At 68.4% G+C, this 23,376-nt stretch carries 20 protein-coding genes; 10 read left to right on the top strand and 10 right to left on the bottom strand.

Going from position 1 to position 23,376, the window contains the following annotated elements; translation table 11 throughout:
- Nucleotides 1-1,629 (bottom strand): serine/threonine-protein kinase, encoded by a 1,629-nt coding sequence (locus tag DKM19_RS44575; protein ID WP_204358507.1) that lies wholly within the window; start codon nucleotides 1,627-1,629, stop codon nucleotides 1-3.
- 332 nt (nucleotides 1,630-1,961) lie between these two features.
- On the opposite strand from DKM19_RS44575, the gene DKM19_RS44570 reads away from it, so the two are divergent.
- Nucleotides 1,962-2,546, top strand: coding sequence for a winged helix-turn-helix domain-containing protein (locus DKM19_RS44570; protein WP_110704689.1), 585 nt, complete (start codon nucleotides 1,962-1,964; stop codon nucleotides 2,544-2,546).
- A 35-nt stretch (nucleotides 2,547-2,581) separates the two neighbouring features.
- On the top strand, nucleotides 2,582-3,862 hold the full coding sequence (locus DKM19_RS44565; protein ID WP_110704688.1) for an MFS transporter: 1,281 nt from the start codon (nucleotides 2,582-2,584) through the stop codon (nucleotides 3,860-3,862).
- A gap of 4 nt (nucleotides 3,863-3,866) precedes the next feature.
- Here the strand turns inward: DKM19_RS44565 and DKM19_RS44560 are convergent, their stop codons facing one another.
- The 4 genes from DKM19_RS44560 to DKM19_RS44545 all read right to left on the bottom strand — a co-directional run bounded on the left by DKM19_RS44560 (nucleotide 3,867) and on the right by DKM19_RS44545 (nucleotide 9,779).
- A complete protein-coding gene (locus tag DKM19_RS44560; protein ID WP_204358506.1) occupies nucleotides 3,867-4,346 on the bottom strand; it encodes a MarR family winged helix-turn-helix transcriptional regulator in 480 nt (159 codons plus the stop codon).
- A 132-nt stretch (nucleotides 4,347-4,478) separates the two neighbouring features.
- Entirely contained in the window at nucleotides 4,479-5,339 is an 861-nt protein-coding gene (locus DKM19_RS44555; protein WP_110704687.1) for a YceI family protein, read from the bottom strand.
- 158 nt (nucleotides 5,340-5,497) lie between these two features.
- A complete protein-coding gene (locus tag DKM19_RS44550; protein WP_204358505.1) occupies nucleotides 5,498-8,026 on the bottom strand; it encodes an MFS transporter in 2,529 nt (842 codons plus the stop codon).
- Between the two features lie 538 nt (nucleotides 8,027-8,564).
- Nucleotides 8,565-9,779 (bottom strand): amidohydrolase, encoded by a 1,215-nt coding sequence (locus tag DKM19_RS44545; protein ID WP_110704685.1) that lies wholly within the window; start codon nucleotides 9,777-9,779, stop codon nucleotides 8,565-8,567.
- A gap of 481 nt (nucleotides 9,780-10,260) precedes the next feature.
- Between DKM19_RS44545 and DKM19_RS44535 the strand changes: the two genes are divergently transcribed.
- The gene (locus DKM19_RS44535) at nucleotides 10,261-11,589 is read left to right on the top strand and encodes a ThuA domain-containing protein (protein ID WP_110704684.1); all 1,329 of its coding nucleotides are present in this window, start codon (nucleotides 10,261-10,263) and stop codon (nucleotides 11,587-11,589) included.
- Between the two features lie 166 nt (nucleotides 11,590-11,755).
- Here DKM19_RS44535 and DKM19_RS44530 read toward each other — a convergent pair whose 3' ends face one another.
- Entirely contained in the window at nucleotides 11,756-12,922 is a 1,167-nt protein-coding gene (locus tag DKM19_RS44530; RefSeq protein ID WP_204358504.1) for a F420-dependent hydroxymycolic acid dehydrogenase, read from the bottom strand.
- A gap of 197 nt (nucleotides 12,923-13,119) precedes the next feature.
- Between DKM19_RS44530 and DKM19_RS44525 the strand changes: the two genes are divergently transcribed.
- The 6 genes from DKM19_RS44525 to DKM19_RS44500 all read left to right on the top strand — a co-directional run bounded on the left by DKM19_RS44525 (nucleotide 13,120) and on the right by DKM19_RS44500 (nucleotide 17,738).
- Nucleotides 13,120-14,064 carry an ABC transporter ATP-binding protein gene (locus DKM19_RS44525; protein ID WP_110704682.1) on the top strand — a complete coding sequence of 315 codons (945 nt, stop codon included), beginning with the start codon at nucleotides 13,120-13,122 and terminating at the stop codon, nucleotides 14,062-14,064.
- Nucleotide 14,065: 1 nt separating this feature from the next.
- On the top strand, nucleotides 14,066-14,806 hold the full coding sequence (locus tag DKM19_RS44520; RefSeq protein WP_110704681.1) for an ABC transporter permease: 741 nt from the start codon (nucleotides 14,066-14,068) through the stop codon (nucleotides 14,804-14,806).
- 33 nt (nucleotides 14,807-14,839) lie between these two features.
- Complete coding sequence (locus DKM19_RS44515; protein WP_110704680.1) at nucleotides 14,840-16,090, top strand: sensor histidine kinase; 1,251 nt, start codon at nucleotides 14,840-14,842, stop codon at nucleotides 16,088-16,090.
- Entirely contained in the window at nucleotides 16,083-16,715 is a 633-nt protein-coding gene (locus DKM19_RS44510) for a response regulator transcription factor (RefSeq protein ID WP_110704679.1), read from the top strand. The genes DKM19_RS44515 and DKM19_RS44510 overlap by 8 nt, the downstream gene beginning before the upstream one ends.
- An 85-nt stretch (nucleotides 16,716-16,800) precedes the next feature.
- The gene (locus DKM19_RS44505) at nucleotides 16,801-17,355 is read left to right on the top strand and encodes a hypothetical protein (protein ID WP_110704678.1); all 555 of its coding nucleotides are present in this window, start codon (nucleotides 16,801-16,803) and stop codon (nucleotides 17,353-17,355) included.
- Complete coding sequence (locus DKM19_RS44500) at nucleotides 17,352-17,738, top strand: hypothetical protein (protein ID WP_110704677.1); 387 nt, start codon at nucleotides 17,352-17,354, stop codon at nucleotides 17,736-17,738. The genes DKM19_RS44505 and DKM19_RS44500 overlap by 4 nt, the downstream gene beginning before the upstream one ends.
- Before the next feature lie 143 nt (nucleotides 17,739-17,881).
- Here DKM19_RS44500 and DKM19_RS44495 read toward each other — a convergent pair whose 3' ends face one another.
- Complete coding sequence (locus tag DKM19_RS44495; protein WP_110704676.1) at nucleotides 17,882-18,715, bottom strand: aldo/keto reductase; 834 nt, start codon at nucleotides 18,713-18,715, stop codon at nucleotides 17,882-17,884.
- 141 nt (nucleotides 18,716-18,856) lie between these two features.
- On the opposite strand from DKM19_RS44495, the gene DKM19_RS44490 reads away from it, so the two are divergent.
- Nucleotides 18,857-20,773, top strand: a complete 1,917-nt coding sequence (locus DKM19_RS44490; RefSeq protein WP_110704675.1) for a glycoside hydrolase family 15 protein — start codon at nucleotides 18,857-18,859, stop codon at nucleotides 20,771-20,773.
- Between the two features lie 292 nt (nucleotides 20,774-21,065).
- Here DKM19_RS44490 and DKM19_RS44485 read toward each other — a convergent pair whose 3' ends face one another.
- From DKM19_RS44485 to DKM19_RS44475, 3 genes are all read right to left on the bottom strand, one after another.
- Nucleotides 21,066-21,323 (bottom strand): hypothetical protein, encoded by a 258-nt coding sequence (locus DKM19_RS44485; RefSeq protein WP_110704674.1) that lies wholly within the window; start codon nucleotides 21,321-21,323, stop codon nucleotides 21,066-21,068.
- A gap of 412 nt (nucleotides 21,324-21,735) precedes the next feature.
- Nucleotides 21,736-22,467: a phosphatase PAP2 family protein gene (locus tag DKM19_RS44480; RefSeq protein ID WP_110704673.1), complete on the bottom strand. Its 732-nt coding sequence runs from the start codon at nucleotides 22,465-22,467 to the stop codon at nucleotides 21,736-21,738.
- 91 nt (nucleotides 22,468-22,558) lie between these two features.
- Complete coding sequence (locus DKM19_RS44475; protein WP_110704672.1) at nucleotides 22,559-23,335, bottom strand: phosphatase PAP2 family protein; 777 nt, start codon at nucleotides 23,333-23,335, stop codon at nucleotides 22,559-22,561.
- Nucleotides 23,336-23,376 lie beyond the last annotated feature (41 nt).

The raw sequence follows: 23,376 nt of genomic DNA, 5'->3' as shown, positions 1-23,376 counted from the left end.
TCAACCCTCCGCCGGGCGGACGTCGAACGAGCGGAACCCGACCCGGAGGGGCTTGGCCGTGTCCGGCGCCGCGTAGACGCCGACGGACCCCGGGGCGTAGGGGCTCCGCGTGTCGACGGCCTCGCTCACCAGGCCGTCGTTGAGCCACATGCTCAGGGCGACCCGCTCGCCCCGCTGCGCGCACCGGGCGACGACGCGGCTGTCGGCAGACCTCTTCACCTGCACGGGCCCGTACAGGAGGGTGCCCTGCCCGCCGTGCCGCTTGGTGATCGAGGCCTTTCCCGTGCCGGTGACCGCGAACTCGTAGCGGTCGCCGGTGCCCTCGTCGCCGTGGCACCACACGCCGAATTCCCCCGAGCCCCGCTCCAGTCGCATATCGGAGCTGATCACGATGTCCTGGGCGGGCTCGACCGACAGGGGAGCCGACTTCCACAGCCGCCAGCCGGGGTTCGCGGTCAGCAGGTAGGCCCCGCCGTCCTGCTCGGTGCTGCCGCCGGCGGACGTGCCGATCGCCCAGGATCGGGAGAAGTCCGCGTGGTAGGGCAGCGCCGACGCGCCGAGGAGGGCGTAGGCGGCCCACCCGGCCGCCGACGCCATCACGAGCGCGGCGGCGCCGGTGATCCACGGCCACCGCCGCCGGGTCCCCGCGGGCCGCGTCCCGGGCATGCCCGGTGGTTCGGACGCGTCCGGCCGTTTGGATATGTCCGATGGTTCGGGCGTCTCCGGCGGTTCGAGCGTGTCCGGCCGTTCCGGCATGGCCGATGGCCCGGGCGCGTCCGGCCACCTGAGCGCGCCCGGCGCACGGGCGACGGCCAGGGTGTGTTCGACGACCTGGGTGGCCGTCGCCGGGGTCGGCCGGCCGCCGACCAGTTCGTCCAGCAACCGCTGGGCGCTCGGCCGCCGCGCGGGATCCTTGGCCATGGCCCGTTCGACGACGGCGCGCATGGTCTCGTCGAGGCCGTCGAGGTTCGGCCCCTCGTTGACGATCCGGTAGAGGACCTCAGGCGGCGAGCCGCCGCCGAACGGCAACCGTCCCGTGCCGGCGAACGCGATCACCCCGCCCCACGCGTAGACGTCGGTCGCGGGCGTCAACGGCTCGGCGCGCACCTGCTCGGGCGCCATGAACGCAGGCGTGCCCAGGATCGACTGGCTGGCCAGGCTCTGGCTGTCGACGAGCTGCGCGATGCCGAAGTCGATCACGCGCGGGCCGAGCGGCGACAGCAGCACGTTCGACGGCTTGAGGTCGCGGTGGATGACCCCTGCCCCGTGGATGGCGTGGAGCGCCGTGGCGATCCCGACCGCGAGCGCCTCAAGATCGGCGCCGGTCAGCGGCCCCTGCTCGCGTACGGCCTGCGCCAGGTCAGGCCCCTTCACGTACTCCGTGACGAGGTAGGCGACGCCTCCCTCGATCCCGGCGTCGAGCACGGGAGCGGTGCAGAACCTGGCCACGCTGCGCGCCGCGGCGACCTCGCGGTCGAAGCGCCGCCGGAAGGCCGGATCGCCGGCCAGCTGCGGATGGATCACCTTCACCGCGGCCAGGCCGCCGGCCGGGGTGGTGGCGAGGTGGACCACACCCATGCCGCCCCGGCCCAGCTCACGCCTGAGCACGTATCCGCCGATCACGTTCACCGAAGTCACCTTACGGTTGAACGCTTACTTTGCGGACAAAAGCCTCAACTCGGTGTGGTTTATGGCCGGGGGCCGGCGCGTCGACGGCGCCGGAAGAGGGCGGCCATGCAGGTCGCCGGGTCGAACGAAGGCCGAGGGCTCTGCCGGTGGGCGAGTGATCCGCGTCTCCGGGGTCACGGGGTCACGGGGTCACGCGGTCACGCGGTCACGCGGTCACGCGGTCACGCGGTCACGCGGTCACGCGGTCACGCGGTCACGCGGTCACGCGGTCACGCGGCGCACATTCCAAAGACATCCTTGACATTTTTATATTCCAAAGACATCTTTGGAATATGCGCGTCACCGACCCCAGGGCCCTTCGGGCTCTCACCCATCCCTTGCGGCTGGATCTGCTGGAACTACTGGCGGTGATAGGCCCGGCCACCGCCGCCACCTGTGCCCGGCATCTCAAGGTCAGCCAGGCCAGCTGCTCCTTCCACCTTCGCCAGCTGTCCAAGTACGGCTTCGTCGAGCAGCTGAGCGGAAAGGACCGGCGCGAGCGCCCATGGCAGCTCACCTCCATCGAGCAGAGCTGGTCCTCGGTGGAAGGCGGGGCGGCCGGCGACGAGTTGGGGCGGGTCTTCGTCGAGCGTGAGGCCGACCGGATCACGCGATGGGCCGAGTCCAATTCCGACGAACCCGAAGACTGGCGCCGGGCCTCGTTCCTCGGGGGAATGACCCTGCCGGTGGATGTCGAAGAACTGAACCTGATCGCCGAGCAACTCCTCGAAGTGCTCCGGCCCTATACCGAGCGCCTCACCCATCCCGAGTCCTGGCCGGATGACGCCCGGCTGGTGCGCATTTTCCTGAGCGCCACACCGACGGCGGGCGAGGACGCGGGAGAGCTGAGCGCGGAACTCAAGGAACGTCACTCGTAACCAGGCTCGACAGGGATCGGCAGAGGAGCACGGTGATGTTGAAGCTGTTGGCCCAGCGGCAGGTCAGGTTGTTTCTGATCGCGGACACCTTTTCCAACTTCGGTAGTTCCGCGTTGTGGCTGGCGCTCGCCGTCGCGGTCCAGGAGCTCACCCACAGCGCGAGCTCGGCCGGTCTGGTCATGTTCGCGTTCGCCCTGGGAAGCCTGTTCCTCCCGGTGTCAGGTCTGGTCGTGGACCGACTGCGACGGCGCCCGCTGCTGATCGCCGTCAACCTGCTGACTCCCGTGCTGCTGCTGCCGCTCATCCTGGTCACCGAGCAGGACCGGATCTGGGTGGTCTACCTGGTGATGTTCGCCTATGGCGTGTCGGGCAGCCTCAGCGGGCCCGCCCAGGCTGCTCTCCTGCCCAGGCTGGTTCCCGAGGAGTTACTGGGCGATGCGAACGGGGCACTGCAGACGATTCGCGGACTGCTGAGGATCGTCGCCCCGATGGCGGGCGCCGGGCTCTACGCCTGGCACGGGGCCAACGTTCTCGTGGCGATCGACATCGTCACGTTTCTGGTGGCGGCGGCCATACTGCTGGCGATAAAGGTGGACGAGCCCGCCCCGCAGCCGTCCGAGCAGCACTGGGTGACCGAGGTCGGCTCCGGGATCCGTTACATCGCGAGGACCCGCGTGCTCCGGCAGCTTGTGCTGACCTGTGGCCTGGCCATGCTCGCGATTGGGTTCTACGAGTCCGCCGGGTTCGTGGTCGTCACCGTGGGCCTGGGCCATGAGCCGTCATATGTCGGTGTGCTGGGCTCGGCGATGGGAGTCGGGACCGTGGTCGGAGGCGCCACGGCGAGCGGCGTGATGCGCAGGACGGGAGAGAGCCTGCTGGTCGCCTGGGGCCTGGTCGCCTGCGCGGTGTGCAGCGCGATGTTGACGACGCCGTACGACGCGGTTGTGGTGGCGGGCATGTTCCTGCTGGGTGTCACCGTCCCCTGGATGGTCATCGGCGTGTCGGTCGCCATCCAGCGCACCACTCCGGTCGAGCTCCTCGGACGGAGCTTCGCGGCGTTCGAACTGAGCGTCACGGTGCCGCAGACGGCCTCCATGGCGGTGGGGGCCGGCCTGATCGCGGTCCTGGACTACCGGCTGTTGCTGCTGGCCATCACCGTCGTCGGGATGCTCGCGGCCGGTTGCCTCTTCATCCGGCGTCCCGTTCCGGGAGCCGATGAGCTCTCGCGGGAACAGGCCGGCGGGCCTGCGCCTCAACCTGTGGAAGAGCCCGGCCACGAGGCGGATCATGAAGAGCTGGAGCCCTCCAAGCCCTGAGATCTCACGTCGCTATCGTCTCGGTGAGGGCGTTGAAGCGGGCCAGCATCTGGGCCAGCGATCGCACGTCCTCCTCCGGCCAGGTGGCGAGCAGGGCGTAGAAGCGGTCCTGGCGTGCCACCCGCGCGCGGTCGAACCGCTGGCGTCCCTCTTCGGTCAGATTCAGGAGATGGGCGCGGCCGTCCAGGGGATCGGGCTCGCGCCCGATCAGTCCGAGCTCCTCCAGCACCTTCAACTGGCGGCTGACGGTCGCCTTGCCGACACCGAAGTAGGCGGCCAGGTCGCTGGAACGCGCCGGCGCCACCTCCACGATGCGTCCCAGGATCCCGTAGGCGCCGGGCTCCAGCTCGGGGTGCACCGTACGTCCCACCTGCGCGGACAGCGCACGCGAACGCCGGAAGAGGACCCCGAGCTGTTGTTCGAGCGCACAGTAGGCTTCGTGCTCGTCGGCGGGGATAGCTGCCGTTTCCACCTCGGTCATCATGATCCTCTCCCTTCGTTTTCGGGTACCGGCGATCACCGGTCGGTTTCGGGTGTTGATGGTTGTCGGGCCACTCGGCCGGGAGCCGGCCGGGCCACTCAGCGGAGCCGGTCATCCTCCACACAGTGGAAACGATCAGGCTTCCGGCGCGGGTTCCCCCTGGATCGCCTGGATGTCCAGCTCGACCTTCAGGGTGGCCCCGATCAGCGAGATCCCCGCCTGCACCACCTGGTTGTAGTTCATCGCGAAATCCTCGCGGCGCAGCTCGGTGACGGCGCGGAACGCGGCCCGCAGACCACCCCACGGGTCGGGGCTCGTGCCGAGGTAGCTGAGGTCGAGATCGACCGATCGGGTGATGCCGCTCATCGTCAGGACACCGTACAGCGTCCACCGGTCCGGACCCGTGACGGACAGCCCGATGCTCCGGTAGGAGATCGTCGGATGCGACTCGACACCGAGGAAGTCGGCCGAGCGCAGATGGTCGTCGCGCGTGCCGTTGCCCGTGGTGATCGACGCCGCGTTGATCTCGGCCATGACGCTGGACGTCTCGGCGGTCGCGCCGACGTCGATCCGGCCGGCGAACTCGGTGAACCTTCCCTGCACGCTGGACAGCCCGAGATGCTGCGCGGTCGCGGCCACCTTCGAATGAGCGGGATCGATGGTCCACACGCCGGGCGGCGGCAGTTCAACACCGCCCTGCCGCGCGAGCACGAGGACGCCCAGCTCGGCGGTGCCGGAAGCGGTCGCGATCGCCGTCGACGCGATGGGTGAGTAGCCGACCGCGGTGACGACGACGGTGTAGACGCCGGGCGCCAGCGGGGCGGTCATCACCGCGCCCTCGGCATCCGCCTCGGTCCGCACGACCTGGTTGCCGTACCCGTCGGTCACGGTGATGACCGCGTGCTGTACCGCCCAGCCGTCTTTCGTACGCACCAGGGCATGCAGGCCGCGCCGCTCCGAGGGGGCGCTTTCAGTGGCCTGAGGGCTGGTGTACATGGTGATCCTGCTTTCACTCGCTTACTGGGTGACTGCGCCCGGCGTATTGGTACGGGGTGGCCGCGCCCGGTATGTCGGGCGCCTCGCCGTCGGGTTGTGTTGCCGGATTTCCGGTTGCCGGGCCGGTCCCTTTTGCGGACACGGCCCGGCGTACCAGGTCATTCCGGATGGCCGAGCCAGAGGTCGTGACCGTCGTCACCCTGCCCGGTCAGATTGAGAGTGCTCGCCACGGGCGGGTACCCGGTGGCGATGATGGTGTACTGACCGCCCGTGAGGTCGGCGAAGGCGTACTCCCCGTCCTCGCCGGTCGTCGCCGTGCCGACGACGTTGCCCGCCGCGTCGAGCAGCGTGACCCGGGCGTCGGCGAGCGGGCCGTCTCCGTTCTTGACACGGACCGTTCCGCGGACCCGGGCGCCGGGCAGCAACTCGATGTTCTGCGTGGTCTGGCCGGTTCCGACCTCGACCGGTACCGCCGCCGGACGGTGCGCCTCGGCGCTGACCGCGAGGGTGTAGGTCCCCGCGACGACCCCGCCGAAGGCGAAGACGCCGTCCGCGCCGGTCATGCCCGTGGTGACCACCTCTCCGCGCACGTCCGTCACGATGACCATGGCCTGGGCCACCGGCGTGCCTTCCGCGTCGCGTACGGTGCCGGTGAGCTTGCCCGAGCCCGTGAGCATCAGGTCGAACTCCAGCGGCTTGTCGCCGACGACCAGGGTCGCGACCTGAGGGTCGTGCTCGCCGGCGGAGGCGATCAGGACGTACGTGCCGCTGCCGGGGGTCCGCAGGCTGTACGAGCCGTCGGCCTGGGCGACCGCACGACCGATCTGATGGCCCCGTACGTCGATCAGAGTGAGGGTGGCGTGGCCCACCGGCATTCCGTTGTCGCCGCGGATGAAGCCGCGGATCCCGCTGTCGCCGTACTGCGGTTCCGACGCGTACGCCATCTCCTGGGGCGACAGACCCTGGGATGACAGGCTCTGGATCGGCGGGCCCTGAGCCGGCGTCTGGGCGGCGGCGAAGCCGTTGAAGCTGTTCTGACGGTCTGCACCCACGGGTAGGAGCTCCTGCGGATTGCGGTTGGCGTGGCGACCGGAGATCGCGCCATTGGTCGAGGGCACGTCCGCTTCGACGGGGAGCGGCGCGCTGTCGGAGGTCCGCAGCGGAACCTCCTTGATGAAGAGGATGGCGATCAGGGCCAGAAGCGCGGTGGGGGCGGCGTACAGGAACACGTCGCCGACGCCGTCGCCGTACGCGCTCTGGACGACCGCGCGCACCGGGGCGGGGAGCGCGGAGATCACGGGGATGGAGCCGTCGCTCACGGAGTTGTGGATGCCCAGCCTGGCCAGGCCGTCCTCCGTGTACTGGATGATCCGGTTGCCCAGTACGGCCCCCAGCGCCGAGACGCCGATCGCACCGCCGAGCGTACGGAAGAACGCGACCGACGAGCTGGCCACGCCCAGTTCGCTTATCTTCACCTGGTTCTGGACGGACAGGACGAGGTTCTGCATGGTCATGCCGACGCCCGCGCCCATGGCGAACATGTAGATCGCCAGAAGCCAGTACGGGCTGTCATACGCCAGCGTGCCGCCCACAAGCCCCAAGCCGGCGGTGAGCAGGACGGCGCCGGTGACCAGGAAGATCTTCCATCGGCCCGTCCGGGTGATGATCTGCCCCGTGATCGTCGACGACAGCGCCAGTCCGGCGATCAACGGCAGGGTCATGAGCCCGGCCTTCGTGGGCGTCTCCCCACGAGCCAGCTGGAAGTACTGGCTGAGGAACGTCGTGGCGCCGAACAGTCCGACACCGACCATGAGACTGGACACCACGGCCAGGCTGATCGCCCTGTTGCGGAACAGCCACAACGGGATGATGGGCTCGCTGGCCTTCATCTCCGCGAGGATGAAAAGCAGGGCCAGCACGATCGCGCCGCCGACCATCGCCCCGGTCTGCCACGACAGCCAGTCGTACTTGGTGCCGGCGAAGGAGACCCAGACCAGAAGCAACGACACCGAGGCGACGATCAGTATGGCCCCGGTCCAGTCGATCTTGACCTGGCGCTTGAGCACCGGGATCTTGAGGGTCCTCTGCAGGACGATCAGCGCCAGGATGGCGAAGGGCACGCCGACGTAGAAGCACCAACGCCAGCCGAGCCAGTCGGTGTCCACGATGACGCCGCCGATCAGCGGCCCGGTGACGGTGGCGAGGGCGAAGACCGCACCGAGATAGCCCGCGTAGCGGCCCCGCTCGCGCGGCGAGATCATCGCGGCCATGATGACCTGGACCAGGGCGGTGAGACCGCCGGCGCCGAGGCCCTGGATGACCCGGGCCGTGATGAGCATCCCGGGATTCTGGGAGAGACCGGCGATCGCCGAGCCGATCACGAAGATGATCAGGCCGAGCTGGACCAGGAGCTTCTTGCTCATCAGGTCGGCGAGCTTGCCCCAGATGGGGGTCGAGACGGTGGTCGCGAGCAGGGTCGAGGTGATGACCCAGGTGTAGGTGGTCTCGCCCGCGTGCAGGTCGGAAATGATCGTAGGCAGCGCGTTCGACACGACGGTCGACGACAGGATCGCCACGAACAGGCCGAGGAGCAGTCCCGACAGCGCTTCCAAGATCTGCCGATGCGTCATCGGGGCAGCCGAATCAGGTGCCGCCTCCCGTGCCTCGGCCGGTACTGCGGTTGTCATCAAGGTCCTTTCACTGTCTGAGCCGTGCAGGGGAGATACGGGACGTCCTTCGGTGACATGACCGCCTCCACATGGTTGCCTAAGGCAACTATATATAATTGCCTGAGGCAACCTTATGGAGGGTATGTGATTCGATGTCCAGTCCGAGACCGGGGGCGGTTGTGAGGTGGGGGAGAGCGGGTCGGCACGCGTGCCCGGCGATGCTCGGGACGCATGTCAGGCCCATGGTGAGGCGGCAGATCGGGCCTCCCCGCGTCCGGTGATGTTCGGGCGCACGTCAGGCTCGTGGTGAGGCAACGAACCGGGCCTCCCCGTGCCCGGTGATGTTCGGGGGACGCACGGTCAGGCCCGTCGTGAAACGCGGAGTCCCGAAACGGAGGGGAGCCGGTCTCGGGAGCGCGGAGCCTTGAAACGTGAAGGGGAGTCGGCCTCGGGGGCGCGGAGCCCTGGAGCACAGATGGAGCCGGTCTCGGGAGCGCGGAGTCCTGGAGCGCGGAGGGGAGCCGGTCTCGGGACGGCTCCCCTCCGCGCTTGAGGATCAGGCCTCGCGGTAGTAGGGGTCGGCGACCTCGCCCTCACCCTTGTCCGCCGAGAAGCTGTAGACCTCGCGGCCCTCGATGAACACCCGGAGCGCGCGGCTCATGATGTCGAGCGGGTCGCCCGACCAGATGACGACATCGCCGTCCAGTCCCGGCTTCAACGCCCCGACCCGGTCGTCCAGGCCCATGATCTTGGCCGGGTTCACGGTGATCGAGCGCAGCGCGACCGTGGGGTCCAGGCCCTCCTTGATCGCCAGCGTCGCCTGGTGCACGAGGAAGTGGATCGGCACGACCGGGTGGTCGGTGGTGATCGCCAGTTCGACGCCGGCGCGGGCCAGGATGCCGGGGTTGCGCAGCGACCGCTGGCGCAGCTCCACCTTCGACCTGCTGGTGAGCAGCGGGCCGATGATCACCGGAATGTTCCTCTCCGCGAGCACGTCGGCGATCAGGTGACCCTCGGTGCCGTGGTTGATCACCAGGCGGTAGCCGAACTCGTCGGCCAGCCGCAGGGCCGTGGCGATGTCGTCGGCCCTGTGCGTGTGCTGGCACCACGGCAGCTCGCCGTCGAGCACCCGGACGAGGATCTCCAGCGTGCCGTCGCGGTCGAACGGCTTGCCCTCACCCTGGGCGTGCTCCCGCTTGGCCTTGTAGTCCTGCGCCTTGACGAACGCGTCGCGGATCACCGCGGCCACGCCCTGCCGGGTGGAGGGCAGCTTCTTCTGGTCGCCGTAGACACGCTTGGGGTTCTCGCCCAGCGCGCTCTTCACGCTCACCGGCTCGCGGAGCAGCATGTCGTCGACCGTACGGCCCCAGCACTTGAGGGCGACCGTCTGACCGCCGATGGGGTTGCCCGAGCCGGGCTTGATGACGGCGGTGGTGACGCCGCCGGACAGGGCGTCGGCGAAGCCCACGTCGGCCGGGTTGATCGCGTCGAGGGCACGCAGCCGGGCGCCGTTGGGGTCGGTCATCTCGTTGGTGTCCTGGCCGGCCCAGCCCTCGGCCTCCTCGTGGACGCCGAGGTGACCGTGTGCCTCGACAAAGCCGGGCAGTACCCACGAGCCGCCCGCGTCGATCGTCGTGACGCCCGCGGGCACCGTGACCTCGGCGTCGGGGGCGACCGCCACGATCTTGCCGTCCTGGATCAGGACGGTGCCGCCGTCGATCGTCTCGCCGTCAACGGGGACGACAAATCCATTGGTAATAGCGATGTTCATGAGATGCAACTTATCGATACCCTGCCGTACTGGTACAAGAGGGGCAATCGCTCAAATATGTGTTTTTTCGCATCAAAGGACTCATCGGACTCCTGACGCATGAGCTCGTAGTCCCCGCGCGGTAGCCGGCGATGCCGGGTGACCGGTTCTTCCGCGGTCAGGCACGGTCTTGGGGTCAGGGGGCGCAGTCCGGCGGTCCCGATGCCGTTGCGCGTGATGCGGTAGGCCTCGCCCCCCTTCGCCGCCTCGCCCGGCCTTCACCGCCTTCACCGCCTTCACCGCGTCCGTAACGGGCGACCTCTCCTCGATTTATGAAAGAAACTTGACAATTAGATTTAACAGAACTTGAATTAAGCCCGACAAGAATCGCCCATGTGGCTTACCGAAATGCCGGCAGGCCTGGTTGTCGTCATGCCCCGGGCAGGACGGATTCCGCTGTCATTCGGTGATGTCGTCCATCACGAGATAGAGGGCTACCTACATGACCAGGGACAATATGGCGGGCACGACGCGGACGTGGATGAGGCTGATTGCCATGTTCGCCGTCATGCTCGGCCTCACGGCCATCCCGATCCACGGCACCGCGCAGGCCTCGGCCGCCCCGAGTTTCAAGGTGCTCGCCTTCTACAGCGGCACCTGGGACGCGGCCCACATCAACTTCGTGCAGGACGCCAACAAGTGGTTCCCGCAGGCCGCCGCGCAGAACAACTTCTCCTACACCTCGACCAACAACTGGAGCCTGCTGAACGCCGGTAACCTCCAGCAGTATCAGGTGGTGCTCTTCCTGGACGACCTGCCCCAGAACGCCGCCCAGCGATCGGCGTTCGAGCAGTACGTGCGCAACGGCGGAGGGTGGATGGGATTCCACGTCTCCGCGTTCAACACCGACCCCCAGAGCTGGTCCTGGTACCACAACGAGTTCCTGGGCACCGGGGCGTTCAAGTCCAACACCTGGGGTCCCACCTCGGTCACCCTGCGCACGGAGGGCGGGACCCATCCCTCCACCGCGCGGCTTCCCGCCACCTTCACCTCCTCGATCAGCGAGTGGTACAGCTGGAACAACGACCTGAGGAACAACCCGAACATCAAGATCCTCGGGTCCATCGACCCGTCGAGCTTTCCCGTCGGAACGGACCCCAACCAGTCCTGGCGTAGTGGCTACTACCCGATCATGTGGACCAACAAGAACTACAAGATGCTCTACACGAACTTCGGCCACAACGACATGAACTACTCCACCAACACCGGGCTGTCGTCCACCTTCTCCAGCGAGGTGCAGAACCGGTTTGTCATCGACGGCCTGAAGTGGCTGGGCGGAGTGAGTACCACCCCCACCCCGACGCCCACCCCCACTCCCGACCCCACGGACCCCATCTCGCCGACCGCCTGGTACACCCTCGTCAACAGCGGAAGCGGCAAGTGCGTGGACGTCCGCGCGGCGGCCACGACCAGCGGCGCCGCGATCCAGCAGTACGCCTGCAACGGCACCCTCGCCCAGCAGTTCCAGGTCCAGCCGACCAGCGGCGGCTTCGCGCGGATCAACAACCGCAACAACGGCGCCCAGGCCATCGACGTGACCAACGTCTCCCTGGCCGACGGCGCTCCCCTCCAGCAGTGGACGTACGGCGGCGGCAACAACCAGCAGTGGCAGGCGGTCTCCGAAGGCGGCGGCAACTACCACTTCGTCAGCCGCCTCAGCGCCAAGTGCATCAGCGTGCCGAACGCCTCGACGGCCGACAGCGTCCAGCTGGTCCAGCGCACCTGTGACGGCACCGCCGCGCAGTCGTTCCGGCTCACCCGGCAGCCCTAGTCCCGACATCTGATGGCAAAGGGGGCCATCGCCGGGAGCGGCGATGGCCCCCTTCTGCTCGGCCGCCGCCCCACGAGGGTGGCTCCTGAGGGCGTACCCGGCCGCTGCCCCGTGCGAGAAGGGCGCATTCGGCCGCTGCCCCGCGAGAGGGCGGGACGGGGTCCGCTCAGCGGTGCACGTGCGGGAGGACCTCCCGGCCGTAGAACTCGATCACCCGCTGCTGGTCCGCCTGGCCGGAATGGATGAACGGCGTGGCACCGGCGTCGAGAAGCTTCTGGGTGGCCTTGATGTGCACCTGCGGGTCCGTGCCACGCGGCCACTCGGCATACACCTGCTCCAGCTTCCAGCGCTCTTCGGCCAGGCGCTGAATGGTCACCGGATTCGGCTGGTAGAGCAGGTCGCCGAACCCGTGAACGGTGAAGCGCCACTTCTCCGCCGCCTGGTCCGCGTCGGTCTGGTCGCCCACCACGACCCATCTCTCGACGAGCTTCGGCATGGTGCCGGGGTCCTTGCCTGCGGCGCGGGCGCCCTGGGCGAACGCGTCGCTCAGCCGGGGGGTGGCGAGATCCTTCGGTTGCACGACCCAACCGTCGCCGTAGCGCCCCGCCAGATAGGCGCTTTTCTGGCCGCTGGCCGCGACGTAGATCGGCACCGGCGGGGAGGGCACGTCGTACAGCTTGAACTGGTCGGTCTGGTAGAAGCGCCCCTTGAAGGTGACCCGCTCGCCCGTCCAGAGCCTGCGGATCAGCTGGATGGCCTCGATCAGCCGGTCATGACGTTCGGGATAGCGGTCGAACCGCCCTGTCGAGGACAGCTCGTTGAGCGCCTCACCGGTGCCGACGCCGAGGAAGACCCTGCCGGGTGTCAGCACGCCGAGAGAGGCGAAGGCCTGCGCCACCTGGGCGGGGTGGTGCCGGTAGAGCGGGCAGGTGACGCCGGTGCCGTACGTCAGCCGCGACGTGTGATCGCCGACCAGGGCCAGCGTGAGCCAGGGGAACATGGCGTGACCCTCGTTCTCCTGCCAGGGCTGGGAGTGGTCGCTCGCCCAGACGTGACCGAACCCGGCCCGATCGGCCATCTCGGCGAACCGGACCAGGTCCGGGGTCTGGAACTGCTCGTGGGCCAGGACGAACCCGACCGGGGGCACCTGCCTCCCGGTCCCGCTCGGCACCGGCGGGGTCGGCCGGGGCTGGGGTGTCATCGCCTTCGGGATGGCCGCGCCGCCCAGCGCCGCGGCTCCCAGCAGGGAGAACTGCCGTCTCGACATTCCCCCGGAGACATCGGGTTTCCTGATGTTCGATTTCTCTTCGGGACGCCGGTCGTGTCCTCTCATTGTCATTCTCCCCCGAGATCGACATGAATTCTCACCTCCTTACCCTTGTCCAAATCCACCAAACGGCTATAAAAGCGACATTTAGCGTTTAATGCGACAGTCCGGGAGGTCGTAGGCGCGTATCAACCGATCGGATGAGGTGGTTCCGAGCGCGATGGGCGATGTGCCGGGCAGTCGTTCACCGGGATTCTCAAGGTATGGCGATTATCGAAGTCAGTGGGCTGCGCAAGGCCTACGGGGGCAGACCCGTCGTGGACGGGGTGTCCTTCTCCGTGGAGGAGGGCGAGATCTTCGGGATCCTCGGCCCGAACGGTGCGGGAAAGACGACGACCGTCGAGTGCATCGAGGGACTGCGCGTGCCCGACGCCGGCACGGTCCGAGTGGCCGGTCTCGACCCGGTCGCCGACCACGAGCAGGTGACCCGGATTCTCGGTGCTCAACTGCAGGAGAGCGAACTGCAGGAGAAGCTCACGGTGCGCGAGGCGCTGGAGCTCTACAGCGCCTTCTACCCGAAGCCGGCCGACTGGCGGTCCCTCGTCGAGCGGCTCGACCTCACCGACCGGCTCACCGCCCGCTTCGGCAAGCTCTCCGGCGGCCAGAAGCAGCGGCTGTTCATCGCGCTGGCGCTCATCGGCAATCCCAGGGTCGTCGTGCTCGACGAGCTCACCACGGGCCTGGACCCGCGGGCCCGCCGCGACACCTGGAAGCTGATCGAGGACGTGCGGGACTCGGGGGTGACCGTCCTGCTGGTCACCCATTTCATGGAGGAGGCCCAGCACCTGTGCGACCGCGTCGCCGTGATCAACACGGGCAGGGTCGCCGCCCTGGACACCCCGGCGGGCCTCATCGGCCGCTCCGCGCACTCGACCGTCATCTCGTTCACGCCCTCGCGGCCACTCGGCGACGATGATCTGGCCACGCTGCCCGCGGTCGCCTCCGTGGAGCGCAAGGACGGCCAAGTGATCATCAACGGAACGAACGAGACCGTCAACGCCGTGCTCTCACTGCTCGCGCGGCACGGGATCACCGCTCAGGAACTCCGCGTCGCCGACGCCACGTTGGACGACGCGTTCCTCGACCTCACGGCGGGCCCCACGGCGGACCTCGAAGAAACAGCGAACCTCGAAGAACGGAAGGCCTGACATGTCCGTGTCCACCGCCGTGCTGAAGTCCGAGGCCCGGCTCTTCAGCCGTGAGCCCGCGGCCATCTTCTGGGTCATCGCCTTCCCGACCGTGTTGCTGACGATCCTCGGCCTGATCCCGTCCTTCCGGACCCCCGATCCGAAGATCGGCGGCCTCCGGACCGTCGACCTGTACGTCCCCGTGGTCGTACTGCTCGCCATGATCATGGCCGGGCTGCAGGTCCTGCCACCCGTCCTCACCGGCTACCGGGAACGGGGCATCCTGCGACGCATGTCGACCACCCCGGTACGGCCCGTTTCGCTGCTGACGGCGCAGATCGTGCTGAACGGCGCGGCCGCCCTGTGCTCGGCGATCCTCGCGATGGCCGTGGGCCGCCTCGCCTTCGGTGTGGCGCTTCCCGAACAGTTCTTCGGCTACGCGCTGGCGCTGATCCTCGCCACGCTCGGCGCGCTCGCGTTCGGAGCGACGATCACCGCGATCTCGCGCACCACGAAGATCTCCAACGCCATCGGCCTGGCGGCCTTCTTCCCGGCGATGTTCACCGCGGGCATCTACGTGCCGGTCCAGGCCATGCCGGACCTCCTGCAGCGCATCGTCGAGTTCACCCCGTTCGGGGCCGCCGCGCAGGCGCTGAACCAGGCGGCGGCGGGCGACTGGCCCAGCTGGTCCCATCTCGGGGTCACGGCACTGTGGACTGTGATTCTGATCTCTGTTGCGGCACGCTGGTTCCGGTGGGAGTGACCGGATATATCAGGACAAGGAGAGACGGGGCGTATGGCAAGCGACACGACGGCCAAGAACTGGGGAGACCGGTTCTTCCGCTGGGGCCCGTACGCCCTGCTGGGCCTCGGCACACTGCTCGCGGCCGCCACCGCCGACCTGTTTGCGATGACCGGTGGTGAGAAGTACACGACCGGGGCACTCATCGTGGCCGCGCTCGTCCTGCACCTGTGGTGGAACAGGACCGGTCCCGGCCGGCCCGAGCACAACGCGGCGGGCCGGGCCTACTACGTCGTACGGTTCGCTCTCGGTTTCGCGCTCACCTGGCTGAACCCGTTCTTCGCCGTCTACGCGGTGCTCGGCTACTTCGACGCCGACCGCCTGCTGCCACGCCGTCAGATGTACGCCGGAATGTTCGCCACCGCCGTGACCATGGCGGGCTCGCAGTCCGGTGGCCTGCCGCCCGCCGAGGGACTGCAGTGGGTCGCCTTCGGCGCGCTCTTGGCGCTCAACGTCGCGCTCACCTTCGTCTTCGCCGACATCAGTCTCAAAGAGGCCAAGAGAGCCAAGGACAAGGTCGCCACCATCGCGGAGCTGGAGCTCACCAACGCCCGTCTGGAGCAGGCCCTGGAGGAGAACGCGGGGCTGCACGCCCAGCTCCTCGTCCAGGCCCGCGAGGCGGGCGTCAACGACGAACGCAGGCGCATGGCCGCCGAGATCCACGACACCATCGCGCAGGGCCTGGCCGGCATCATCACCCAGCTCCAGGCGGCCGTCGACAGCGCCGACCCCGCGGCCTCCCACGCCCACGTCGAGCGAGCCGCGGACCTCGCCCGCCACAGCCTGGGGGAGGCCCGCCGCTCGGTCCAGGACCTCAGCCCCGGGGCGCTGGAGCACGACACCCTTCCAGACGCCCTCAAGAACATCGTCGAGACGTGGTCGACCTCGCTGGGCGTACGGGCCGAGTTCACCGTCACCGGCACCGTCGAGCCGCTGCACGACGAGATCGAGGCCACCGTGCTCCGTATCGCCCAGGAGGCCCTCGCCAACGCCGGCCGGCACGCCCGCGCCACGCGGGTCGGCGTCACCCTCTCGTACATGGACGACGAGGTGAGCCTGGACGTCCGCGACGACGGCGGCGGCTTCGATCCGTACGCGGTGCTCCAGCGCGAGACCGGCCGCGGCTTCGGCCTCGGCGGCATGCGCGCCCGCGCCGAACGCATCGCCGGGACCGTCGACATCGAGTCCGAGCCGGGACACGGCACGGCCGTCTCGGCTCGCGTACCGTTGGTGCGTCATGGCTGAGCGCACCATCACCCTGCTGATCGTCGACGACCATCCCGTCGTCCGTGACGGGCTGCGCGGCATGTTCGCGGCGTCCCCCGGCTTCGAGGTCCTCGGCGAGGCCGCGGACGGAGCCGAGGCGGTTGTGCTCGCGGAGATCCTCGACCCCGACGTGGTCCTGATGGACCTGCGGATGCCCGGCTCCGGCGGGGTCGCCGCGATCGCCGAGCTGACCCGTCGCGGCCTGCGCTGCAGGGTGCTCGTGCTCACCACCTACGACACCGACTCCGACACCCTCCCCGCGATCGAGGCGGGCGCCACCGGTTACCTGCTCAAGGACGCGCCGCGCGACGAGCTCTTCACGGCCGTACGGGCGGCGGCCGAGGGCAAGACGGTGCTGTCGCCCGCCATCGCCTCACGCCTGATCTCGCACGTGAGGACACCGGGCAACGAGCCGCTCAGCACCCGGGAGCGCGAGGTGCTCGCGCTCGTCGCCAAGGGCACGTCGAACCGTGAGATCGCCGCCGTGCTGTTCATCAGCGAGGCGACCGTCAAGACCCACCTCACCCATCTCTACGGCAAGTTGGGGGTCAAGGACCGGGCCGCGGCCGTTGCGGTCGCGTACGACCGCGGCATCCTCGGCTGACCCTCACCGATCGGCGAGCGCCGACGCGCGCACCGGCCTCCTCGGTCTCAGGCCGGTGCGGGAAGCAGGTCTTCATCGGCGAGGAGTGCGTCAAAACAGCCAGTCCAGCAGTCCGCCCTTTTTCGGGGGGTCGCTGGGGCTCGGGTTTCCCCCCGAGGTCGGCTCCTGGGTCGGCGTGGAGCTCTCGGCCGGAGGGGCGCTCTCGCTCGGATTCGCCGGATTCGTCGACTTCGTCGGCGAGGGTGCGGGCCTGGCCGGGGTCTCCGACTCGGGGTCCAGGTTGAGGGAGCTGCTCTCCTCCCGCTGTCGCGTGGGGCTCGGCTTCGGCGGGGGAGCGCTGCTTCTGGTCACCGTCGGACGGGGATCCGAGGTGCGGGACTCCCGGACGCGGGGGACGGTCGTCGGCGTGACGGCGACGGTCGGCTCGACGGACGGGTCCGTCGTCTCCTCGGGCTGGTCGGTCGGCGACTCCGAAGGCTGCTCAGGATGCTCGGCCGTCGTGCACTGGGCGCCCGACGAGCACGAGGTGCCGGGCGTCGTGCTCGTGGGGGAGGACATCATCCATCCACTCGCGAGCCCGACGATCACGATCCCGCCGACGGCCGCCAGGAGCATCCTGCTCTTGCGTTTGCCCTTGTGACGACGCTCGTCAGGGAGATCGAGATCATCCCTCCACCCCGCCCCGAGAAAACCACGGGCCTGCGCGGAGTCCTGGGCGCCCGTGTGCGCGTCCACCCTGTTGAACTCGGAAGTGTCCCGATATTCGTCAAGGTGGACGATTTTTCGCGATCCGTCGGGGCTGATGATCTCCCGGGACCCGTCGAGGTGGAGGATCACCCGGTCGCCGACGTTCGGAACGGGCTCCTGAGCGGCTTCCTGGATCCACCCGTCCGACAGCATGTCGCCCGTGGGGTGGTGATCGATCCCTCGCTGGGGCTCGGGCCCGAGCGGGCCCGTCTGCTCGCCGGGACTCTCTATGTTTGGTTCCTGATTGCCGTCGCGCCCCACGATGAACCTCTCTGACGTGAACCTGGTCGGGCATCTTACTAGCAGATTCGACAGTGATTTGTCCGAAAAGTTCACTCAGAAATAGGGACCAAATGGCTTTTCCCGGCACGAGAGGCGGCGGCGGGGGCGTTGGCGGGCCCCGTACGTCAGGGGGCGGTTCACAGTATCTCCAGGGGTCGCGGCCCTGGCGGCGGCGAGAAAACCATGTCCAGCTCGTTGAGATCCTCCTCGGTGAGGTGGATGTCCAGAGTCGCCTGGTTCTGCCGTACGTGCTCCGGCTTTCCGGTCTTTGGGATGGCGATGACATCGTCGTCACGCAGCACCCAGGCGAGGGCCACCTGGGTGGTGGTCGCCCGATGCCGGGCGGCCACCGCGTTGAGCGCGGGGTGGCCGATCAGCCGGCCCTGCTCGATCGGCGAGTAGGCCATGGTCGGAATGCGGCGTTCGCGGCACCAGGGCAGCAGGTCGTATTCGATGCCGCGCCGGGTGACGTTGTAGAGGACCTGGTCGGTCTGTACGGCGCTCCCACCGGTAAGGGCCGCGAGCTCCTCCATGTCCGGGAGGTCGAAGTTGCTCACGCCCCAGCTCCGGATGTCGCCCCGGGCCGTCAGCTTCTCGAAGGCCGCCAGCGTCTCCTCCAGCGGAGTGGGCCCCCGCCAGTGCAGCAGGTAGAGATCGAACCAGTCGGTCCCGAGGCGGCGCAGGCTGTCCCGGCAGGCGGTGATCGTGCCTTCGGTCGTGGCGTGGTGCGGCAGCACCTTGCCGACGAGGAAGACCTCGTCGCGGAGGCCGGCGACCGCCTCGCCGACGAGCCGTTCCACACTGCCGCCGCCGTACATCTCGGCGGTGTCGATCAACGTCATGCCGAGCTCCAGCCCGAGACGCAGCGCCGTGATCTCCTCCTCCCGGCGCGAGGGATCCTCAGCCATGTGCCAGGTGCCCTGGCCAAGGGCCACGACTTCCTCCCCGAACGGAAGCTTGATCATGCGCATGGCAGACCTCCTGAGGGGCGACTCCCTGCCAGGCTACGCTGCCACCGATACCAATTTGTTATCCAGAGGGGCTCTCGGGGCCGCGGCCGATTCGATCAGCGGTGAGCGTGCCTAAATGGGAGTCCAGGGTAGAAAAGTCGCATGACAGCCGAACCACCGGTGGGCCCGTTTTCCGGTTCCTCGCTCTTTCCGCCGATCGCGGACTACGGCTTCCTGTCCGACTGTGAGGTCAGCGCCCTGGTCGCGCCGAGCGGAAACGTCGAGTGGTTGTGCCTGCCACGGATGGACTCGCCCAGCGTGTTCGCCGCGATGCTCGATCGGGACGCCGGAGGCTTCCGGATCGGTCCCGCCGACATCAGGGTCCCGGCCGCGCGCCGATATCTCCCGGGCACCATGGTGCTGGAGACGAGCTGGGGCACACCGACCGGCTGGATCATCGTGCGCGACCTGCTCCTCATGGGCCCCTGGCATCACGACGAGGAGCTCTCCCAGACCCACAGGAGGGCGCCGACCGACTACGACGCCTCCCACGTGCTGCTGCGTACGGTGCGCTGCGTCAGCGGGGAGGCGCAGGTCGCCCTGGACTGCGAGCCGATGTTCGACTACGGCCGCAGACCGGTCCGCTGGGCCTACACGGAGCGGGGCTACCACCAGGGCCTCGCGAGGGCGGACGGGCAGGAGCTGGAGCTCATGCTCACCACCGACCTGCGACTGGGGTTCGAAGGCGGCCGGGCGACCGCGCGTACCCTGCTGCGAGAGGGAGACACCCGCTTCTGCGCGCTGACCTGGACCACGCACGAGCCGCCCTACACCTTCGAGGACGCGTACGCCCGGCTCGTGTGGACCGCCCACCACTGGCAGCACTGGCTTGCCAGAGGCGACTTCCCCGACCATCCCTGGCGCGGCTTCCTGGAACGCAGCGCCCTCACGCTCAAGGGGCTGACCTTCGCCCCGACCGGCGCGCTCGTCGCGGCGGCGACCACCTCCCTGCCCGAGGTGCCGGGCGGAGGCCGCAACTGGGACTACCGCTACACCTGGATCCGGGACTCGACCTTCGCCCTCTGGGCCCTGTACACGCTCGGGTTCGACTGGGAGGCCGACGACTTCTTCTGGTTCATCGCCGACATCGCGGAGAGGGACGAGGAGCTGCAGATCATGTACGGCGTCGACGGCGAGCGCGTCCTGGAGGAGCGCATCCTCGATCATCTCGAAGGGTACGAGGGGGCCAGACCCGTCCGGATCGGCAACGCCGCCTACCGTCACCGCCAGAACGACGTCTGGGGAGCCGTCCTCGACTCCTTCTACATCCACACCCGGACCCGTGAACGCCTGGACGAGCGAATCTGGCCGATGCTGAGGCGTCAGGTCGAGGCCGCCCTCAAATACTGGCGGGATCCCGACCGGGGCATATGGGAGGTGCGCGGCGAACCCAAGCACTTCACCTCGTCGAAGGTCATGTGCTGGGTGGCGGCCGACCGGGGCGCGCGGCTCGCCCGGCTCCGCCAGGAACTGGATCTGGCCGGTCGCTGGCAGGCCGCCGCCGACGAGATCCACGCCGACGTCTGCGCCAACGGCGTCAGCGAGCGCGGAGTCTTCAGACAGCACTACGACACCGATGCCCTGGACGCGTCGCTCCTGCTCATCCCGCTCGTGCGCTTCCTGCCGTCGACCGACCCCAGGGTCCGCGACACCGTCTTCGCCATCGCCGACGAGCTGACCGTCGAGGACCTGGTCCTGCGCTACAGGACGAAGGACACCGACGACGGCATGGCCGGGGAGGAGGGCACCTTCACGATGTGTTCGTTCTGGCTCGTCTCGGCGCTGACGGAGATCGGAGAGTACGCCCGCGCCCACAGGCTCTGCGAGAAGGTTCTCTCCTTCGCCAGCCCTCTCGGTCTCTACGCCGAGGAGATCGATCCTCTCAGCGGGCGCCACCTGGGTAACTTTCCCCAGGCATTCACCCACCTCGCCCTCATCAACGCGGTCATCCACATCATCCGGGCCGAGCAGGGCCGGCTGATCACGCCCAGGTGGCCGGGAACCGTGCCGGAGCCGTGACGACGGCGCGTGGACACGCCGGTCCGAGCGAGGCGTCTTGTCGGACCTCTTCGTCCGAGGCGTCTGGCTAAGCTCCAGATTATGAACCGTCGAGTGATTGCCATCGTGGTGCTTATCGGCCTACTCGGAACGAGTGGCCTCGCCGTGGTCGCGGCGTGGGGATTGTCCGGCTGACCCGCTGAACCCACGCTGTCGGCGACACGACACGTGGTCGGCGGGTCGATGGGAGGGGTCAAGCTGCCGCGCGCAGGCCCCCCGACCCACGACAGCTCCCCTACTTACCGGGTGTTTCTCAGGCGCCCGCCATCACACCCTGGTTCGCGGGCTGCTGCTCGCCCTGCTGCGGCTGCCGGTGCGTGCCGGACTCCATGGCCTGCGCGGACTGCTGCGCGGTCTGGTTCGTCTGCGCGGGGGGCTGCTGTGCGGAGGGGGGACAGGTGCAGTATCCGTTGCTCACGATGAGACGCCCTCGCTGAATGGTGTAGGTGCGAGAGTCGGTGGCGGGCAGGACGCCCGTGCAGGTATGGCAGACAACGGACTGACGATCCATGGACCGGCTTCCTTCCTAGAGGGTAGCCGTCGAACGCGTCTGGGTCCGGCCGGCTGGCTGCTCTTCCCCCATAAGGGAGAGTTGAATCTCCCTATCGAGGTTTCTATCTTACTTCGTAGCATAGGGCGATCATTGGGCTACATGAAGTGACAGATGTGAGGCTTGGTTCTGGTGGTTCCTACCGTCTCATGCTGAGCCGGGCCGACGATAGCCGCCGTCCGTCTCCTGATTTTCCGCGTCGCTGAGTTGTCCGGGTGCCCGGGCCGATGACCGGAACTCGTCCATCGTGCTCCAGTCATCTGCGTGCACGGGTGCATTTCCTTATTTACGCGCCTTCGAATCTAGACCGCTCCAAGCGTACACATGATCGAAAACGCGGCTTTCGCACGAGGTGACCGGCGGTGATGCCCGGTCACCGTTCGGAGACGGGCCGCGGAGATCGCGGAGATTCCCGCGTGGCGGCCTTCTCCTTCTTCTCGCTCACCACGGGCCGGAACAGCAGCGCGTTGGCGGCCACCGCGATGCAGACCGCGCCGAGCAGGAGGCCCCAGCTCACGTCGCTCAGGTGGTGCATGCCGCGATACATCCGGGAGTATCCGATCCCCAGCGGGATCGCCAGGCCGATCGCCCACCACAGCACGTTGAGGATCTTGTACCGGTTGGTGTGGACGGTCAGCACCAGGGCGACGCCGCAGTAGAAGGCGACCGCGGCGCTGGTGTGCCCGGAGGGAAAGCTGGAGGTGGGGGGCGCGGGGTCGAGGTGCTGGACCAGGGGGCGCTTCCGCTGGGCGAAGACGGTCGCCAGCAGGAAGATGGCCGACTGGGAGAAGACGGCCAGCGTCAGGAAGATCGACTCGTTCCAGCGCTTGAACGCCAGTCGGAAGGCGATGATGAGCACCACGGTGGCGATGATGATCGTCGGCATGTCCGAGAACGAGGTCATCCTGTCCGTGACGTCGTTCAAGAACGCCGTGCGGTCGGTGACCAGCTGCTCGTTGACCCCCTCGTCGTTCGCGATGAGGGTGGTCGTCTGCAGGACCTGGGTGATGAGCAGCCCGACGCCGATCGTCAGGGCGGCCATGACGGCCAGGGGGAGCAGGATGAGGCGTGCCGCGCCTTTGAAGTCGATCGACATTTTAGACATGGCGCGCGAGCTACCCTAGATCCGGCTCTCAGAACGCCTCGGGCTCCGCCAATACAGCGCCCAGAACGCCCCGGAAGCCACCACGTGACTCTCAGAACGCCTCGGGCTCCATGCCTTCCTTGAGGGGCTCGGCGGGCCTGCGGCCCTCACCTCTGCGCCAGGTCTCGAATCCGATCGCGGCGCCCACGACGACCACGATGCCCAGGGCGACGCCCGCGACCACGTCGCTGACCCAGTGGACGCCGAGCGCCACCCGGCTGTAGGCGACGAACACCGTGATGGCGCCGGCGACGAGCCAGGCGATGATCCGGGCGGCCCAGCTCTTCAGGGAGGGCAGCAGGATGAGCATGAGGATGCACACGCCGAGTGCCGCGCCCATCGCGTGCCCGGACGGGAAGGAGGCGCCGGGCGCGGAGGCCACCGGGTCCGGCAGGTCGGGCCGGGCGCGGTCGACGGCCGCCTTGACGGCCAGGTTGAGCAGGCCGCCGAAGGTGATGGTGGCGACCGCCCAGATCCCCAGGCGCGGCGCTCCCCGGTACCAGAGCCAGATCCCGGTCAGTATCACCAGGACACGCCAGGTCCAGGGCCCGAACACCTCGGTCCCTATGCTCAGGAAGTTCGTGTAGTCCTGGTCCGCCACCGCGTGCGCGTGCAACTGGAGGGCGATGCTCTCGTCGAAGTCGCTCAGCGGGGCGAACGAGGTTTTCACGAGGATGAGCAGGATGACGAACGGCACGGTGAAGAGCGCGACGGCCACAGCCGCCAGCGTCAGCCGTACACCCAGCCGCCGATCCGCGGCCTGATCATCCGCGACCCGGCGCCGCGAGAACCTATTTGACGAAGAGTGACCATCGAGAAACCTGAGCATCGTTTATGGCTACCCGATTGCTCGCGGATATGCCTGCGGGC

This window comes from Streptosporangium sp. 'caverna' (assembly GCF_003203775.1).
Lineage (GTDB): Bacteria > Actinomycetota > Actinomycetes > Streptosporangiales > Streptosporangiaceae > Streptosporangium > Streptosporangium subroseum.
Note: the sequence above shows the minus strand (reverse complement) of the source record. Positions and strands in the feature narration are given on the sequence as shown.

Bases quoted from the DNA above. Each gene is read 5' to 3' on its own strand.
- DKM19_RS44570 (WP_110704689.1), top strand. From the start codon at position 1,962: ATGCGCGTCACCGACCCCAGGGCCCTTCGGGCTCTCACCCATCCCTTG.
- DKM19_RS44565 (WP_110704688.1), top strand. From the start codon at position 2,582: ATGTTGAAGCTGTTGGCCCAGCGGCAGGTCAGGTTGTTTCTGATCGCG.
- DKM19_RS44560 (WP_204358506.1), bottom strand. From the start codon at position 4,346: ATGATGACCGAGGTGGAAACGGCAGCTATCCCCGCCGACGAGCACGAA.
- DKM19_RS44555 (WP_110704687.1), bottom strand. From the start codon at position 5,339: ATGTACACCAGCCCTCAGGCCACTGAAAGCGCCCCCTCGGAGCGGCGC.
- DKM19_RS44550 (WP_204358505.1), bottom strand. From the start codon at position 8,026: ATGACAACCGCAGTACCGGCCGAGGCACGGGAGGCGGCACCTGATTCG.
- DKM19_RS44545 (WP_110704685.1), bottom strand. From the start codon at position 9,779: ATGAACATCGCTATTACCAATGGATTTGTCGTCCCCGTTGACGGCGAG.
- DKM19_RS44535 (WP_110704684.1), top strand. From the start codon at position 10,261: ATGACCAGGGACAATATGGCGGGCACGACGCGGACGTGGATGAGGCTG.
- DKM19_RS44530 (WP_204358504.1), bottom strand. From the start codon at position 12,922: ATGAGAGGACACGACCGGCGTCCCGAAGAGAAATCGAACATCAGGAAA.
- DKM19_RS44525 (WP_110704682.1), top strand. From the start codon at position 13,120: ATGGCGATTATCGAAGTCAGTGGGCTGCGCAAGGCCTACGGGGGCAGA.
- DKM19_RS44520 (WP_110704681.1), top strand. From the start codon at position 14,066: ATGTCCGTGTCCACCGCCGTGCTGAAGTCCGAGGCCCGGCTCTTCAGC.
- DKM19_RS44515 (WP_110704680.1), top strand. From the start codon at position 14,840: ATGGCAAGCGACACGACGGCCAAGAACTGGGGAGACCGGTTCTTCCGC.
- DKM19_RS44510 (WP_110704679.1), top strand. From the start codon at position 16,083: ATGGCTGAGCGCACCATCACCCTGCTGATCGTCGACGACCATCCCGTC.
- DKM19_RS44495 (WP_110704676.1), bottom strand. From the start codon at position 18,715: ATGCGCATGATCAAGCTTCCGTTCGGGGAGGAAGTCGTGGCCCTTGGC.
- DKM19_RS44490 (WP_110704675.1), top strand. From the start codon at position 18,857: ATGACAGCCGAACCACCGGTGGGCCCGTTTTCCGGTTCCTCGCTCTTT.
- DKM19_RS44485 (WP_110704674.1), bottom strand. From the start codon at position 21,323: ATGGATCGTCAGTCCGTTGTCTGCCATACCTGCACGGGCGTCCTGCCC.
- DKM19_RS44480 (WP_110704673.1), bottom strand. From the start codon at position 22,467: ATGTCTAAAATGTCGATCGACTTCAAAGGCGCGGCACGCCTCATCCTG.
- DKM19_RS44475 (WP_110704672.1), bottom strand. From the start codon at position 23,335: ATGCTCAGGTTTCTCGATGGTCACTCTTCGTCAAATAGGTTCTCGCGG.